Source organism: Ekhidna sp. (genome assembly GCF_963691765.1).
In the GTDB taxonomy this organism is placed as follows: Bacteria; Bacteroidota; Bacteroidia; order Cytophagales; family Cyclobacteriaceae; genus Ekhidna.
Window position 1 is genome coordinate 3,575,015 of record NZ_OY829375.1, and the last position, 15,434, is coordinate 3,590,448.

Consider the following 15,434-nt stretch of genomic DNA (forward strand, 5'->3'; position numbering starts at 1 on the left):
GATAAAACATTTATCCCCGCAACTACCTAGACACTATGTCGCCTCAAAGTTTCTGATTGAGCAAAATGATACAAGTGCATTGTATTGATCTAGAATACGTGTGAACTTTCCATTTAGCTGTATATGATAATAATTGATTGTTACCATTCTATCAGGATCGAAAGGCCAATTAGGAATAGAATTACCTGTAATTCCTACTGGTTCGCTTCGTTCAAATTCAACGCCATAAATATCACAGAACTTCTTCAAAAGCGTTTCTCTTTTTTTTCTTTCAGCTGATTCAGTAGCCTGCTTGTCAATGATAGTTATACTGATTCCTTCCATATAGATTTTGGTTATATAAGATAAACACTAAACAAAACTCAATTACAATTTAATAGCCACTCTAAGTCCCAATCATACATCTTAAAAAGTTCGTCGACGTACACACCTGGAAATCGAGATCCTTCCATCCAATATAGTCCGCCAGACTTAGAAACTTTTAGATCTACTTAAATGTCTTTAATAACTATATCAGAATGCCAAATTAGATATGTTAAACGCTCTGCAAAGGTCAAATGAAATTGATTAGTTGGATATAATTTATCCTCTATTTCCGTATCCGCTGTAGATATGTTGATCACATGAATGTAATTACAGCCAAAGTTATGAGTTGAGACACAGGCCCATCAAGTTACCTATTGTTATCACTTTTCAAAGAAGGTATTAGAATTGTTTATAGAACATTATAAGGACCGAACATGAAATTAGAACGTGTATATATTGATGAGAAAAATAATAGGGTTTTTCGCAAGATTGAAGGTTATGGGGAGCATGGGATACCAGAACTGGTTAGAGATATAACAAGCGAGAACATATATGACTCATTACTTTACTTTGACACTCCCATGGTTAAAACCGATGGGATTCTTGGGAAACGCTTAGGCTACTGCCTTACGTTGACTCCCACTGGCGCTTGCCCGAGCCAGTATATTTTTTGCTGCATTCACGTCTGCATGTGCCTCATGGCCGCAGCTGGCACATTTAAACTTGATACCACTTCTGTTCTCCTTTGCCCGATGACCACAAGCAGTGCATTCTTGTGAAGTATATTTAGGATCTACCTTGATTATCGTCCGTCCATACCACTGAGCTTTATATTCCAGCATGGTTCCAAACATTCCCATACCTGCATCCAGGATAGATCTGTTCAATCCAGACTTAGCCTTAACTCGCTTACCAGACTCATCTATACTTCCCTTCGACGAACGAGTCATATTCTTAAGCTTCAGATCCTCAAGTAACAACACTCCACATTGATCTATAAGCTGAGTGCTTAGTTTATGATGATGGTCTTTTCTTACTCGTTTCACCTTTAGGTGCAGTCTGGCCACCCTTTCTTTTTGTTTGTACCAGTTAGAACCAAACTTCTTCTTTCGCGCCAAAGAACGTTGTTCCACTCGCAATGCAGATAGATGACTTTTTAGCACCTGGTTAGAATCGTAGAGATCTCCGTTGCTTGTAGCTACAAAATGAGCTACTCCTAAATCAATTCCAACTTGATTCTCATTGGATGCTTTAGGAGTAATCTCTACTTCACAGGAAAAACAGATGTAATATCCATCAGCTTCTTTGACGATCGTAGTACGCTTCAAGGTTCCAAGCATTTCACGGCTCTTACGAAATTTGACTTTACCGATCTTTGGAAGATACACATGATTGTCAACGACCTTTACCCCTTGTTTAAAAGCAAAGGATCGATAAGTGTCTTTCTTTGCCCATTTTGGAAATCCACCACCACGGAAAAAGGATTGATACGATAGATCCATCCGCTCGATCACATCCTGCAAGGTTTGAGAATGGACATCTTTCATCCAAGAGTGTTCCGTTTTTAACTCAGGTAATTGCTTTATGAGATCAAATTTAGAAAGAGAGAGGTTATGTGCTTTGTAAGCGTAAATTTTAGTTTCTAAGGCAAGGTTGTAAATGCAACGACAAGTTCCAATCCATTGATCAAATTTCTCTCTCACCTTGGAGTTAGGAACAAGCTTGTATTTGTAGGTAGCTATTTGCATTTGATGACGTGGTTTGGATCAGAAAACGTTCAACACCAATAGACACGTTATTGTATATCGAATATAACGCTTATTCTGCTTTCATCCCATGGCTAAAGCCACAAAGTATGGATGGGTTTTCCCGCAGAAATATCATAAAGACAAAAATGAGTTTAAAAATCTTGATTTAAATGATAAAGAAATTAAGAATGAAAAAGGACTTATTGAGGTAGTTGATGGTATTGTTGAGAATTTAGATAAAACAGAAAAGCTGAATCAGCTCATGACTTGGAAAGAAGTATTTCGAAGTGGTGAACAAATTCGAATCAAGGAAATTTTAGATGAAATATCATCTGAGGTAGAACATCCTTATGGTAATGAATTTTCAATTGATGACGATACGCAAACAAGATTAGAGAAAATTGATGATCATGCCTCTGAATGGCGAATAATGACAGCAATGCCAGAATCAACAATTGACAAAGAAAAATCTCAGAAGAAGAAGCAAGGAAGACCTTTAGCGGGTAGTGGTGAAGATATAAATGATTCAAAGTCTGGAGGTAATTCTGGAAGTGGTAATCAAGGGAGTACTTTTGAGCCAACTCAAGGAGGAAATAATCCAACAACGATGGAAGGAAACCTAAAAACGGGTAAATAGATTGGATTTGGTTTGAAAAGTTGAGCATTAATTATAAGCATAATAAAGGGATCATAAAATCCCTTCATCTGCAAAACTCAAGTAACTTTCATCTGTTAAGATCAAGTGATCAATTAGATTAATGTCGAATAATTCACACACTTTTTTAAGCTTTTCTGTAATTTGAATATCTGCCTCACTGGGCTTTTTGTTTCCCGATGGATGATTATGAGAAATTACAATAGAAATAGCATGGCACATTAATGCATGTTGAAGGACTATTTTGGTATCGATAAGAGTGGCATTAGATGCTCCATCACTTATTCGTGCATATCCAATTGTGTTCATTGCTCTATTTAGAAAAATCGCCCAACTTTTCTCTTTGTAGTTGATACAACTGTACAAAGGCTTAAGTGTATTGTAGCAATCTTGGGAAGATTTAATTTTTTTCTTAGGAGTTCTTTTTGGTTTGTAATCAATTTCAATCTCTCCGACGAAGCTTTTGAATTGGATGTGGTTATCTAGATTTTCCATAATGTTTTTTAGGCTAGATAAGATTGCTATTTGAAGCGTGGCGGTACTGTATATCAAATCGGGATCTACTTTGCCGTGAAGAAAACAGGATGGGAAATTAATTGATGAGTTGCGATATCACATATATGATGTCAATACTGGAATTTTACATTATGTGTTAGAAATGCTAAATTAGGAATGATAATGCTTGATAAGTATGACCAAATTTTTGCTAATTATTCTGAATATTTTCTTAGCGACATTATGCTACAGTCAATCTTCAAACTTTAGGGCTCAAGGGTATTATTATAAAGCTAAAGAGCTTTTTGAGTCAGATGAATTTGAAGATGCTATTTATTATGCAGAGAAATCAAAAACTACCTTAGGAGGCACAAACTATAGACTACAGTATCTACACATAAGAATTCTATTCGCTGCCGATGATCCGATAAGAGCAGAAGAAGAGCTAACTACTTATTTCGACCTTGTGGATGAAAAGATGGAACCAAAAGGATTCGAGAAAAATGTAGAAAGACTTACTGCTGATGAAACAAAAGCGCTTACTAAGATGATGGTTGATATTGAAGAAGAGGCACAGTTGGCAAGGTCAAGATTGGCATATCAGAAAGTTCCTTCGATATTACAACCGAAAACCTGTTATGGTTATTCCAATACCAATAGTACTCCGTTTCGTTTCCGTTCGAGTCAATAATCCTGTTCAGGGGAAGTGCGTCAACCTCTAGTTGCTTTTTAATTGAATCAATCGTTGCATTCTCAAAATGATCAAAATCGAAATGTTTAATTAGGTCAATACCATGGTAAGTTTGTCTCAGGGATTCTTGCTTGCCAACTTCGTTAGTTAAATCAGTTAAGGTTAAGGTATTCTTTTTAAGTTCATCAATTCTAGCAGTCCATTGCCACCTAGTGGTATCGAGTTGATAATCGAAAACAAGAAAGTTCTCGTGAATTTTGAACGTTCCTTTTCCAACTTGCTCCTTATTTTGATTGAGCATAATGAACGAATGGTCTCCAGTTATTTGGAATCCCCAGTTTTCGTTACTCCACTGACCCGATAATTCCTCTTTTGTGAAAATCCTCATATCTCTGCGATTACCGCAATTACCACCAACGGTCTCGGCTATAATTTCGTTGTGGAATCATCCGCAGGATTTTTCCGCTTAGAAATCAGCAGTTGTTTTATACTTATATTTTGGTGTGGCACAAAACCACAATGAATTATAGCCATTGTTGGCTTTAGTTTTTATTTATTAGGTGAGACATCTTTAATATTGTTGGTTTTTGCCTTGTCGTCATCAATTATTTGTTCTTTGATTGTAGCAAAATCAATATTCTTTAAATCAATTTTTCTAATTTGTCTATTCCACATAGTATGAAAATAAAACACCTTGTTTTTCAAATCTGACGAGGTTGTAATTTGCGTTGCACTACTTATGTCATTTGGGATGTATTCTTTCGGAACATGAGCTCCTAAAGGGATATTAAAATTATCTAGTATTCTAAATGATTCGAGAACCGCATCGGTACTATTCTCTAAAGGGCGACATGATGCAGTGAATGCTGCAGCTCTTGTGAATCTTGATGGAGGAGTAAAATCACCTGGTATCCCTAGTAATCCAGATCCACCTCCAATTGGTTTTAAATTGTAGGGTTCAAAATTCATTTCAGGATTGGGTGCGCTTGTAAGCCTTAAGTAATTTCTTTGATTAGTTATATGCCAGTCATAAGTTGGTGAATTTGTGATAACGCCCAAATAAGGTTCATATACTTTTACTTCACCGTTGTTAACAATTTCTATAATCTTACTATTCCCACTAGGGTCGGCAATTTTAAAATGAAAGGGTAGATCGGCACCACCAAACTCTTTATTGATAACTTCAACTACGATCACAGAGTTAAGGTTTGAAATAATTTCGTCTACGGATTTAAATGAGGAAAGCATCCATTGCATTAAGTCTCCCACACTCATTGAATTGGCTACTTTTTTAGGGTCAAATGTGCTATATTTTGCAAATCCTGGAAGATAATATACTCCAACGTACAAGCCTTCTTCATTTAAACCATCTGGACCATAGTTTTGTCCATAGGCAGTAAGAGTTACAAACCCATATTTTCCCGTCCAAGACTTACCATTATATCCTTGAGGAGTTTGACCTTTAAATTTTTTGTTCCTAGGTACGATTAGGATTTTATTGTGTTGTGCATCACTTAAGGCCCATTCTACAGTTCTTGCAACAATAATTCCGCCATCTTTAGATTTTAAAGTGATACCTGTGCATCCAAATACTGGATTGTAAATGAGTAGAAAGGCAAGCAAAAGACTAATTATTCGATACATTTTGTTTTCCATGATTATTATTTTTTTTAATTAAATCCAACGGTCTGGCTAAACTGCGTTTTAATGCAGTTTAGGTATTGTTGTGTTGCATTTATTTAGGTGACAATTACAATTATGAAATCACTATTGTCAATCTCTTGTCCGTTTAATATTGTTTTAGTTGAAAAGGTAACGTTTCCACAGCACACTTCACTTTTTCTTTCAGCCAGTTCAAATTGTAATTCGTCTTCAAAAGTATCTGTTAAAAAAATTCGATAAGAAGTGGCATTTACCCCGAGATCAAATGCAATAGTTCCGTTTTCTTCTTGGAGCCTTACATCCACCTCTCTATTATTATTGTCGATGATGAATAAGTTTTCAGGATTATAAATTGCTTGGTCGCCGAACAAAAGATTAACCCCTTCGGAATCAGTGTATAGTAAGCTTTTTGTTGTTAGTTCTAAACATTCGGGACATGCCCTTTCATCCGAGCAGCTCAATACTGCTATTCCGATTATCGTTAGGATTAATATTTTTTTCATTTCGTTATAGTTTTTCTTTTAGAGGATGAAGTTTCTTAAAAATGGTTGCGTCAAATGCACCACAACGCCAAGCTATGATGAGTGGGGATTAGAAAGTACTAACCTTCCATCTCGAACATAGCCACACGTTTGTTTAAATTTATTAATTGTGGCGGACTTTCCAATCCCCACCAAAATTTCCTGACCGATTAAACCCCATTCATTCATAGCGCTTGTTGTGGGGCGTATTTTTCAATTTCCTGAGTTATGAATTGGTAGGCATTGGTACTATCAAATTCATCGTTTTCGACTAGCAGTTCAGAGTTTTTTAATTGAGACTTTACATTTTCAACTTCATTATTGTCAAGTTTCCATAAATAGAAGTTTTGCCTCCGATTGAGAGTTCCAAACTTCTCTGCTAAATCTTTTAATATTTCATTGTGAAGGTGTTCTTCAGAAATCAAATTAACACAGTAAATATTTCGGAGGTATCCATCCTTAATAGCAGATGCGTATTTTGACCACTTTCCGTAACCTTCATTGTTCTTTTCTGAGTAAGAAAACAATCCATTCTTAATTTTTCCCTCACTTATTGAAAAGTTCTTTGATTGGTCAAATTGAAATCCATACTGAAATTGAAAAGCCGAATAAAATCGTTCTGCCAACTTAATGATTTCATCATTCGATGCAATTTCACCATCAATCATCAATTCCAGCGAAATTGTATCACTTAGAACCTCAATTGTTCGGTTATGAGACCAATTTTCAAAATTCACTTCAAATAGATTGTTAGAGTCAGAAATTAGAAGATGATGAATGTTTTTATAATTCTTCTTGATCAGCCCGTTTACAAATCCTTTTTTAGTTTTCCATCCATCATTGGGATATGGACCTGTTATATAAAAATTGTCTAGGTTAAGTTTCCAGTCCTTTGCTGTTGATAAAATCAATTCGATTAAGGGTTTGGTGTCAAAGTCTTCTGCCTCACTTTGAGTTACTGCCTTAAAGAGTTTTAAGAGTTTGTTCTTTCCTGTTTGTTTACGAAATATCTTCATGTATTACATGCCCCACAACGTCCAGCTATCGGGCGTATGTCCACAGCTAGTGAATAGCACTAAAGTAGTGAAATCTGCCGAAGCTCACAACGGTTCCAAATGACACTGCGTTCCGAAAATCTAAAGCTCCTGAGTGCTGAAGTAAGTAGAAAGCACTGCCGTTTCTCAGCGGCAGATATCATGGTCGAGTTGCACCGAAACCAGCCAAAAAGCACGCTGACATATGCCCGATCAGCGTCTGTTAGGTGTTTTTTGATAGATCACCTTCTGAAATTCATTGCGCTTAAATAGAAAGAAAGTTGTATATGGGAATACACGGGATTTAATAGTTAGCATAAGGATAATTATTAGCAATATCGTTATTCCTAGAGTCAAGAAGGCAATTAGTTCTAGTTGAGTTAAGCCACCATTTAGCACGTCGTTTATCTGATAAGAAGTTAATCCAAACATGGATAAGAACCAGATTGCTCCTCCGAGAAAAACCCAATTTCTATATTGAATTACTGCTATCAGGATGAATAAATTGACTAATAAATCATAGAGTGTTGTGAAGTTGTTACCCAGTTGCTCTACTAAATTGAATAAGATGTTCAGAGAAAGTAAGAAAACTAGTGATCCATGCAAAATTCTGTTACTTTTTCGTTGTTCTCGAGTTGGCAGAGTAGCTAGAGTTTTTCTTAATTTTTCTTCATCAATTTGACCGATGAGTTCGTTGAATACCTCGTCCTTGGTTAGTCCATCACCTAAAAGTTTTTTTACTTGGGTTCTTATGCTCATGGAAGTAATTACACCTAACGTACTGTGTATGGCCAGTAGGGCAGATTCGAAGTACTTCACTTTCGGTTTACCACTAAGCCAATACAAACGTTTTTACTTTTAATTTCTTTTTTGTTAAACGTCAAAACTTTGTTTTGGCGTTGCCTGCTTAAAGAACAGGACTTTCAATTTATCTCTAAATGCCCTATTGGCTATATACCTTGTTAGGCAATGTTTTTTATTATCATTTAAACAGGTCTTTCAGTTTGTCCCAAAAGCTTTTGTTCTCGGAATTCCCATTCGTTATTGTTTTTTTAACTGAAGGGTTTGGAGCATTATTTTTCTTTTGTTTATCAAGTTCGGTCAAGAATTGTGGAGTGTCAGCAACAAGCATTTCTCTTGAGTATTTCATCTCGTCATCCAAATAGTAAACAAGTGCTTGTCCTTTGTCAATAAGTGCAATTGATATAAGTCCAATGCAGGCACCTGCTGCAAAGTCCGCTCCCCAAACAAATGATATAGCCGTATCCTGATTAGTTAAGTCAGGTATTATCCAATCACAATCGTTGGTTATTTCTGTCGGTTGGTCAAAATAGATTTCAAAGTATGTTTCGTGTCCGTTTATTGAGCAAGAAATTCCGTTAAGTTCAACAATGTTTTCAGAGTCTTCTAAAATTTCGAAATCATAACCAAGTCCTTTGATAATTCCTTCAATTTCTGTTTTTGTTGGTATGTCTGCTTTTCGTAAAAAAGCTACTTGGGTCATTGATATTTCGTTCTTGTTTTAATATTGCCTAACGCCCAGATATGGCGCTGTGGCCTCCGAGCTTAATTAATAGCGATAAAAGTAGCTTATCTGCCGGTGCATTCAAAGTATCAGGTAAGCACTGCGTTATACAGATAAAAACTCCCATGAGCGGAGGAAAGTAGAAAGCACTTCAGTTTCCTGGCGGTAGATACGCAGGATGTTTAGCAGGAACTTTGCAGAGGACTAAGCAAGGCCATGCGACTATATCGTTTGTTAGCCTCTTTTATTCTGTGCTAAAGTTCTTCACAAAAGTTCTCATTTGTTCTTCAACTATAGGAAATGCTTCAGTAGTGCTATCACAGATTATTTCAATTCCGAAGTTGTTATTCGTTATGTAGGTTAGGATAACTGAGTGTTCAATTTCATCTCTCACATATTTGGCGTCAAAGACCACAGATTGCTTATCACCCGAATGTTCAGGGTATCCTCCCAATAAGTTGTAATTGAGTTTATATGGTTTTGTTCCAATGTTGCCGACACTATATTCAACGGCATCAATGCTGTCTGAAACAGATTCGTAGAGAACTGCAATAATTGGTTCGACTTTACAGTCAGAGCATTGGACATCCATTGGTTTATGTTTGAACATCAGTACTCCTTTGTTACCAGGTTCAGGTGGGACATCCATTACTAAGTTCCATTCTGTAACATCTGGAAGGTTAAAGTTCACAGATGGAATTTGGTTCTTGATTGCTAAGTATTCAATTGTTCCGTTAGACTGCCCAAAGGTCAGAAGCCCAAAAGTTGATGGAGCAAATAGTAGAATGTATCGAATCATATATTGAGGCTAACATCTGTGTAAACGACGTTATGTCGTTTATTCACCTTTCAAATATACCCGTAGCTACCAAGTTGTCCAACGGACTCCGTATATCTTCCAAACTCTTACTGCTCACATGAGTATATATCTGTGTTGTCTTAGGACTATTATGCCCCAGCAATGTCTGGATATATCTCAGATTAGTACCCTGCTCAAGTAGGTGTGTAGCAAAACTATGCCTCAATGTATGTGGTCTTATTTTTTTACGTATGCCTGCATCTTTCACTGCTCGATACAAAACCTTTCGGACACTTGTAGGTGAATAAGCATTTCCATCGGGACCTTCGAAAAGGAAGCTTTTAGGGCGGTATTGCTGGTAATAAATTCTAAGCAACTCCAATAGATGAGGGGAGAGGGTAGTCAATCGATCTTTGCATCCTTTGCCTTCTCTAATCCAAATACGCATATGTTCTGAGTCGATGTCCGTTATTTTAAGACTTAGCAACTCACCCATCCTTAGCCCTGCAGAGTAAAGTGTAGTGAGGATGGTCTTATGCTTTATGTTTTTAGTGGCTTTTAATATTCTAGCCACCTCGTCAGCACTCAATACTTCCGGAAGCTTGAAGGTTTTCTTAGGTCGTTGCAAATCGAAGTATTGCCTTTCCTGGCCTAATACATGTTCTAGGTAGAATTTGATTGCATTTATACTCTGATTCTGGTAAGAGCGAGAACACTTCCTGGTTGTAACAAGATGATGCTGATACGCATATATGTCGCCGCTTAAGATCTGAGAAAGCCTTTTTGGATATGTGTATCTGAGAAATTGACGAAACATAAGCGAATACGTACGTTTTGTAGAATCGCTATAGCGTAACATCTCAATTTTAGACTCAAGCATCGAAATAGCACTTTCATACTCCTGAATGATATTTTGTTTGATCAACATGCACTCAAATCACGATCAATTAAATATCTTAATTGTATTAATAAACGAATAAAAACGTATATATACGTTTAATAATACGATTATGAAAAGAAAAGAATTGCACTATGACATTAGACATTGCCTGGAATGTGGAAAAGAACTGAAAGGGAGGGTAGGAAAAAAATATTGCGATGCAGGCTGTAAGTCAGCTTTCCATAATCGAAATAAGAGTTATGGTGAAATAACGATTAGTCAAACAAACCGAATAATTAGGCATAATAGGACAATTCTAAAAACACTGTCGCCACAAGGAAAAGCAACGGTGAGAAGAGAAGTAATGGAACAAATGGGCTATGATTTTAGGTGTTTTTCAGGGATCTTCAAGACCTCTGCCAATATCTATTATATGGTTTATGACTATGCATTCGCACCAATTTTTGAAAAAGACATTGAGAAAGCACTGATTGTTCAGAAGCAGGATTATATGGATGAATTAACCTTACAGGTGTGGAAAAAATAAATTCTTGGTGATTACCAATCACAAAAATTTACTCATACCTCTCCAAAAACCACCTCACATTATCCCCATCCAGAACTTCGTAAATCGGTCGGTATCCCCACTGTGTACAGCCTGAGCACGAATAAATCTCAATAGAGGAGTGCGCAATACGATCCATACGCTCAAGAGTGGTCGAGTCCAAGGTTTTACCTCTAGCCTTAAGTAAGCGGAAGCCTAAATAAGCATATGCACGTAGGGTAGGGTTGACACTGTAAAGCCAAGAATCGAGCATTTGGAGATCATCTGCTTCTACGAATTCAAGCATACGTGCACCTGCCTCTGGTATAGAACCGGCTGCTCCACAACCGTAACCAAACGTGAATTGATTGGGAAGCTTTGAAAGGTGACTGAAATTCATACTGGAGTCCAACCCACCTCTGTTGCGTATTGCTAAAGTTGTATAATCCAACAATTGTTGCATGTCCTCACCATCCCAGTCTACATTATACTCCCATTGGTAGACCTCTGCATACAATATGACGTCATTCCGTGAGAGTGTAGTCAGTGCCACATTGCGTTCCTTCTTCCTTTCATAGAGTTGCCAGGCGGTATGCACAATGCCACTGTCAAACTGATCCCAATATTGCTTGGCAAACGAGTATTTTCCTTTGTAACCATGAATGTCACTCAATAGAATTGCACGTACAGCAGAATCTATGGCTACCTCTTTTGCAGATTGCGAAAATGTTGGGCTTAAAGCTGCAAGTGCAAATACGAGTAGGAGTGGTTGAGCGACTTTCATAGGGTTAATTCTAACGAAAGTCAAAGTGTTAGGTAACAAAAAACCCTCACCAATTCGGAGAGGGTTCATATTTTGTTGATAGAATCCTTAATCCAGGACACTGAAGTCCCAAGTGTCTAGGTACTTCGTCGTGAAGTTTCCAGACTTGAAGGCTTCGTCATCCATCATCTTCAAGTGGAATGGAATCGTAGTCTTTATTCCTTCAATCACTGTCTCTTCCAACGCGCGTCTCATCTTAATGATCGCCTCTTCTCTTGTCTGCGCACTCACGATCAGCTTACCAATCATTGAGTCGTAGAAAGGAGGGATGGTATATCCAGCGTACACGTGGCTGTCTATTCTCACACCATGTCCACCCGGGAAGTGAAGGTTTGTGATCTTACCAGGGCTTGGTCGGAAGCCATTAGCAGGATCTTCAGCATTGATTCGTACCTCAATCGAGTGAAGCTGCGGGTAGTAGTTTCTTCCCGAAATCTTCTCTCCAGCAGCTACTTTGATCTGCTCTTTGATAAGGTCGTAATCAGTAACTTCTTCAGTAATAGGGTGCTCCACCTGAATACGCGTGTTCATCTCCATGAAGTAGAACTCTCCGTGCTTGTCTACCAGGAATTCAACGGTTCCAGCACCTTCGTATTTGATAGCTTCTGCACCTTTGATTGCTGCAGCTCCCATCTTCTCTCTCAGTTCTTGCGAAACGATAGGGGAAGGGGTCTCTTCAATCAACTTCTGGTGTCTTCTTTGGATCGAGCAATCTCTTTCTGAAAGGTGACACGCTTTTCCGCTGCTATCACCAACGATTTGTATCTCTACGTGACGCGGCTCTTCCACGAATTTCTCCATGTACATGCCGTCGTTGCCGAAAGATGCTGCCGCCTCTTGTCTTGCGCTGTCCCATGCTTTTTGGAATTCACTTTCCTCATGGATAAGTCTCATTCCTTTACCACCACCACCGGCAGTAGCTTTAATCATTACCGGGTATCCAATGTCTTTGGCAAGCTTCATCCCTTGCTCAGCAGACTCTAATAGTCCTTCAGAACCCGGAACAACAGGAACACCAGCAGCAATCATCGTTGCTTTTGCTGTTGCTTTATCTCCCATCTTGCTGATCATCTCTTCGCTGGCGCCAATGAACTTGATGTCATTTTCAGCACACACTTTCGAGAATTCTGCATTTTCAGACAAGAATCCATAACCAGGATGAATCGCGTCAGCATTGGTTACTTCTGCTGCAGCAATGATGTTAGGAATCTTCAGGTATGAATCTTTTCCAGCTGCCGGGCCGATACAAACGGCTTCATCTGCAAATCGAACATGCAAGCTGTCCGCATCTGCTTTAGAATAAACAGCTACCGTTTTGATGCCCATTTCTTTGCATGTACGAATGATACGCAATGCAATCTCGCCTCGATTGGCGATCAAAATCTTGTTAAACATAAGCGTAATGTTTTACGATGGATCAACTAAGAATAGTGGCTGATCGTATTCTACCGGCTGCGCATTGTCAACCAATACTTTCACGATTTTACCAGACACTTCTGATTCAATTTCATTGAAAAGTTTCATCGCTTCGATGATACATACAGTATCACCTGCCTTTACTGAGCTACCTACTTCCACAAATGCTGGAGACTCCGGATTTGCAGATCGGTAGAATGTTCCAATCATTGGAGATTTGATCTCTACAAGATTTGCATCTGCAGCTGGAGCACTTCCAGAGTCAGCAGCTGGAGCCGGAGCAGGTGCTGCTTGAGGTGCCGGTGCCGGAGCAGTGACAGGAGCAGGAGCTGCTGCAACTGGAGCAGGAGCCGCCGCTGCAATCACTTGTTGCTCAGCGCTTCGTTTGATGCTTACCTTAAAATTATCGGTTTCGATATTTACTTCTTCCAATCCTGACTCAGATAGAAAGTTGATCAATTCTTGAATTTCTTTGGCCTTCATAGGTTAATTGTTGATTAAAAAATCTTAAGAACTAAGGTATAAAATTTCTCTTGGGTGAGCGCAATTATTTTACGCGCTCAACATATGTTCCGTCTGCCGTATTGACCTTGATGACTTCATCTTGCTCAATAAACATAGGAACCTGGATCGTTGCACCTGTTTCTACAACTGCATTTTTGGTCGCATTTGTAGCCGTATTTCCTTTTACTCCAGGATCGGCTTGTGTCACAGTCATGATCACATGTTGTGGTAATTCACAGCCTAGTATTTTTTCTTCTTCCGCATGGAAAAGGATCTCTACTTCTTGTCCATCTTTCAAGAACTTAGGAGCATTGATGAGGTTTTCTTGCACTGCTACTTGCTCATAAGTGTTTGTGTCCATGCAGTGATATCCCATATCATCCTTATATAAAAACTGATAAGGTCTTCGCTCAACACGCGCAGTTGTGATTTTATGCCCTGCAGAGAACGTGTTGTCAATCACTTTTCCGGTGGTGATACTTTTAAGTTTAGTTCTAACAAACGCTGGACCTTTCCCAGGTTTTACATGTTGGAACTCTACTACACTGAACAAATCGTGATTAAACTCAATCACAAGTCCGTTTTTAATGTCGGAAGTAGTTGCCATGAATTATTAGGATGTTAGTTTATTATTTTGGATCGTATGCCCACTTTACCCAGATTGATCCCCAGGTAAATCCTCCACCAAAAGCTGCCAGAATCAGGTTGTCACCTTTCTTCAACTTGCTTTCATAATCAAATAGACATAATGGAATCGTACCACTGGTGGTATTTCCATAGTTAGCGATATTGAGCATTACTTTTTCATCGCTAACGCCCATTCGGTTAGCTGTAGCATCAATGATTCGCTTGTTTGCTTGATGCGGTACGAGGTACGCGACATCATCTGCTGTTAAATTGTTTCTTTCCATGACCTGCGCTGCAACATCAGCCATGTTTTTCACTGCAAATTTGAATACGGTAGAGCCCTCCTGATATGCGAAGTGCTCGCGATTCTTAACAGTCTCTTCAGTCGCCGGTCTTCGACTACCGCCAGCCTTCATGTGAAGGAATGGCTCTCCAGAACCATCAGATTTTAAAACGGAATCTCTTACGCCGTAATCTTCTTCAGTAGGTTCGAGCATTACTGCTCCGGCACCATCACCAAAAATGATACACGTGGCACGGTCGGTGTAGTCAACGATTGAAGACATCTTGTCCGCACCGATAACCAATACTTTTTTGTATTTACCGGTCTCAATGAATTGAGATCCTGTAGCCAACGCGTATAGGAAACCCGAACAAGCAGCTTGAATATCATATCCAAATGCGTTTACAGCGCCGATTTTATTGGAAATGATATTTGCAGTAGCTGGAAATACAAGATCTGGTGTCGTGGTTGCACACAACACCAAATCAATATCTTCAGCTTTAACACCGGTTTTCTCAAGGAGTCCTTCTGCAGCTTTTACAGCCATAACAGAGGTGCCCTGATCTTCACCTTTTAAAATGTGTCTTTGTTTGATGCCCGTTCTTGAAGTGATCCACTCATCGTTGGTGTCCACCATCTTTTCAAGATCCTTATTGGTGATTACATCTTCAGGGACATAACCATGAACACCGGTGATTGCTGCGTGAATTTTAGGCATCAGGACTTAGCTTAGGCTAAAACTTCTTTTTCCATCACTACTTTACCCTTGTAGTAAAGTTTGCCTTCATGCCAGAAAGCTCTGTGTGGAAGGTGAGCCTCACCTGTAGTAGGACAAATCACAAAGCTCTTTGGAGTAGCTTTATAATGAGTTCTTCTCTTGTCTCTTCTCGTTTTCGAAATCTTTCGTTTTGGATGCGCCAT

General features: G+C 38.7%; 19 protein-coding genes. 3 read left to right on the top strand and 16 right to left on the bottom strand.

Going from position 1 to position 15,434, the window contains the following annotated elements; genetic code table 11:
• Window positions 1–33 precede the first annotated feature (33 nt).
• Window positions 34–324, bottom strand: coding sequence for a hypothetical protein (locus tag ACY650_RS16160; protein ID WP_462248948.1), 291 nt, complete (start codon window positions 322–324; stop codon window positions 34–36).
• A gap of 596 nt (window positions 325–920) precedes the next feature.
• Window positions 921–2,054, bottom strand: coding sequence for an RNA-guided endonuclease InsQ/TnpB family protein (locus ACY650_RS16165; RefSeq protein WP_462248950.1), 1,134 nt, complete (start codon window positions 2,052–2,054; stop codon window positions 921–923).
• 88 nt (window positions 2,055–2,142) lie between these two features.
• Here ACY650_RS16165 and ACY650_RS16170 point away from each other — a divergent pair, with 88 nt between their 5' ends.
• Entirely contained in the window at window positions 2,143–2,691 is a 549-nt protein-coding gene (locus ACY650_RS16170) for a hypothetical protein (RefSeq protein WP_462248952.1), read from the top strand.
• A gap of 51 nt (window positions 2,692–2,742) precedes the next feature.
• On the opposite strand, the gene ACY650_RS16175 is transcribed toward ACY650_RS16170, so the two are convergent.
• Window positions 2,743–3,204 carry a JAB domain-containing protein gene (locus ACY650_RS16175; protein WP_462248954.1) on the bottom strand — a complete coding sequence of 154 codons (462 nt, stop codon included), beginning with the start codon at window positions 3,202–3,204 and terminating at the stop codon, window positions 2,743–2,745.
• Between the two features lie 196 nt (window positions 3,205–3,400).
• On the opposite strand from ACY650_RS16175, the gene ACY650_RS16180 reads away from it, so the two are divergent.
• Window positions 3,401–3,895, top strand: coding sequence for a hypothetical protein (locus ACY650_RS16180; protein ID WP_462248956.1), 495 nt, complete (start codon window positions 3,401–3,403; stop codon window positions 3,893–3,895).
• Window positions 3,896–4,444: 549 nt separating this feature from the next.
• On the opposite strand, the gene ACY650_RS16185 is transcribed toward ACY650_RS16180, so the two are convergent.
• From ACY650_RS16185 to xerA, 7 genes are all read right to left on the bottom strand, one after another.
• Window positions 4,445–5,551 carry a linear amide C-N hydrolase gene (locus ACY650_RS16185; RefSeq protein ID WP_462248958.1) on the bottom strand — a complete coding sequence of 369 codons (1,107 nt, stop codon included), beginning with the start codon at window positions 5,549–5,551 and terminating at the stop codon, window positions 4,445–4,447.
• Window positions 5,552–5,634: 83 nt separating this feature from the next.
• Window positions 5,635–6,060 (bottom strand): hypothetical protein, encoded by a 426-nt coding sequence (locus tag ACY650_RS16190; RefSeq protein ID WP_462248960.1) that lies wholly within the window; start codon window positions 6,058–6,060, stop codon window positions 5,635–5,637.
• Between the two features lie 203 nt (window positions 6,061–6,263).
• Window positions 6,264–7,094 (bottom strand): hypothetical protein, encoded by an 831-nt coding sequence (locus ACY650_RS16195; RefSeq protein WP_462248962.1) that lies wholly within the window; start codon window positions 7,092–7,094, stop codon window positions 6,264–6,266.
• 231 nt (window positions 7,095–7,325) lie between these two features.
• The gene (locus ACY650_RS16200; protein WP_462248964.1) at window positions 7,326–7,931 is read right to left on the bottom strand and encodes a hypothetical protein; all 606 of its coding nucleotides are present in this window, start codon (window positions 7,929–7,931) and stop codon (window positions 7,326–7,328) included.
• Between the two features lie 163 nt (window positions 7,932–8,094).
• Window positions 8,095–8,616 (bottom strand): hypothetical protein, encoded by a 522-nt coding sequence (locus tag ACY650_RS16205; RefSeq protein WP_462248966.1) that lies wholly within the window; start codon window positions 8,614–8,616, stop codon window positions 8,095–8,097.
• Window positions 8,617–8,881: 265 nt separating this feature from the next.
• A complete protein-coding gene (locus tag ACY650_RS16210; RefSeq protein ID WP_462248968.1) occupies window positions 8,882–9,436 on the bottom strand; it encodes a hypothetical protein in 555 nt (184 codons plus the stop codon).
• A gap of 43 nt (window positions 9,437–9,479) precedes the next feature.
• The gene (xerA, locus tag ACY650_RS16215) at window positions 9,480–10,364 is read right to left on the bottom strand and encodes a site-specific tyrosine recombinase/integron integrase (RefSeq protein ID WP_462248970.1); all 885 of its coding nucleotides are present in this window, start codon (window positions 10,362–10,364) and stop codon (window positions 9,480–9,482) included.
• Between the two features lie 82 nt (window positions 10,365–10,446).
• On the opposite strand from xerA, the gene ACY650_RS16220 reads away from it, so the two are divergent.
• Window positions 10,447–10,863 (top strand): hypothetical protein, encoded by a 417-nt coding sequence (locus ACY650_RS16220; protein WP_462248972.1) that lies wholly within the window; start codon window positions 10,447–10,449, stop codon window positions 10,861–10,863.
• A gap of 28 nt (window positions 10,864–10,891) precedes the next feature.
• On the opposite strand, the gene ACY650_RS16225 is transcribed toward ACY650_RS16220, so the two are convergent.
• The 6 genes from ACY650_RS16225 to rpmF all read right to left on the bottom strand — a co-directional run bounded on the left by ACY650_RS16225 (window position 10,892) and on the right by rpmF (window position 15,434).
• The gene (locus ACY650_RS16225; protein WP_462248974.1) at window positions 10,892–11,644 is read right to left on the bottom strand and encodes a hypothetical protein; all 753 of its coding nucleotides are present in this window, start codon (window positions 11,642–11,644) and stop codon (window positions 10,892–10,894) included.
• Window positions 11,645–11,731: 87 nt separating this feature from the next.
• Window positions 11,732–13,078, bottom strand: a complete 1,347-nt coding sequence (gene accC / locus ACY650_RS16230) for an acetyl-CoA carboxylase biotin carboxylase subunit (protein ID WP_462248976.1) — start codon at window positions 13,076–13,078, stop codon at window positions 11,732–11,734.
• A gap of 12 nt (window positions 13,079–13,090) precedes the next feature.
• On the bottom strand, window positions 13,091–13,582 hold the full coding sequence (gene accB / locus ACY650_RS16235; RefSeq protein WP_462248978.1) for an acetyl-CoA carboxylase biotin carboxyl carrier protein: 492 nt from the start codon (window positions 13,580–13,582) through the stop codon (window positions 13,091–13,093).
• A gap of 64 nt (window positions 13,583–13,646) precedes the next feature.
• On the bottom strand, window positions 13,647–14,210 hold the full coding sequence (gene efp, locus ACY650_RS16240; protein ID WP_462248980.1) for an elongation factor P: 564 nt from the start codon (window positions 14,208–14,210) through the stop codon (window positions 13,647–13,649).
• A 22-nt stretch (window positions 14,211–14,232) separates the two neighbouring features.
• Window positions 14,233–15,231 (bottom strand): beta-ketoacyl-ACP synthase III, encoded by a 999-nt coding sequence (locus ACY650_RS16245; RefSeq protein ID WP_462248982.1) that lies wholly within the window; start codon window positions 15,229–15,231, stop codon window positions 14,233–14,235.
• An 11-nt stretch (window positions 15,232–15,242) separates the two neighbouring features.
• The gene (gene rpmF, locus ACY650_RS16250) at window positions 15,243–15,434 is read right to left on the bottom strand and encodes a 50S ribosomal protein L32 (RefSeq protein WP_089356102.1); all 192 of its coding nucleotides are present in this window, start codon (window positions 15,432–15,434) and stop codon (window positions 15,243–15,245) included.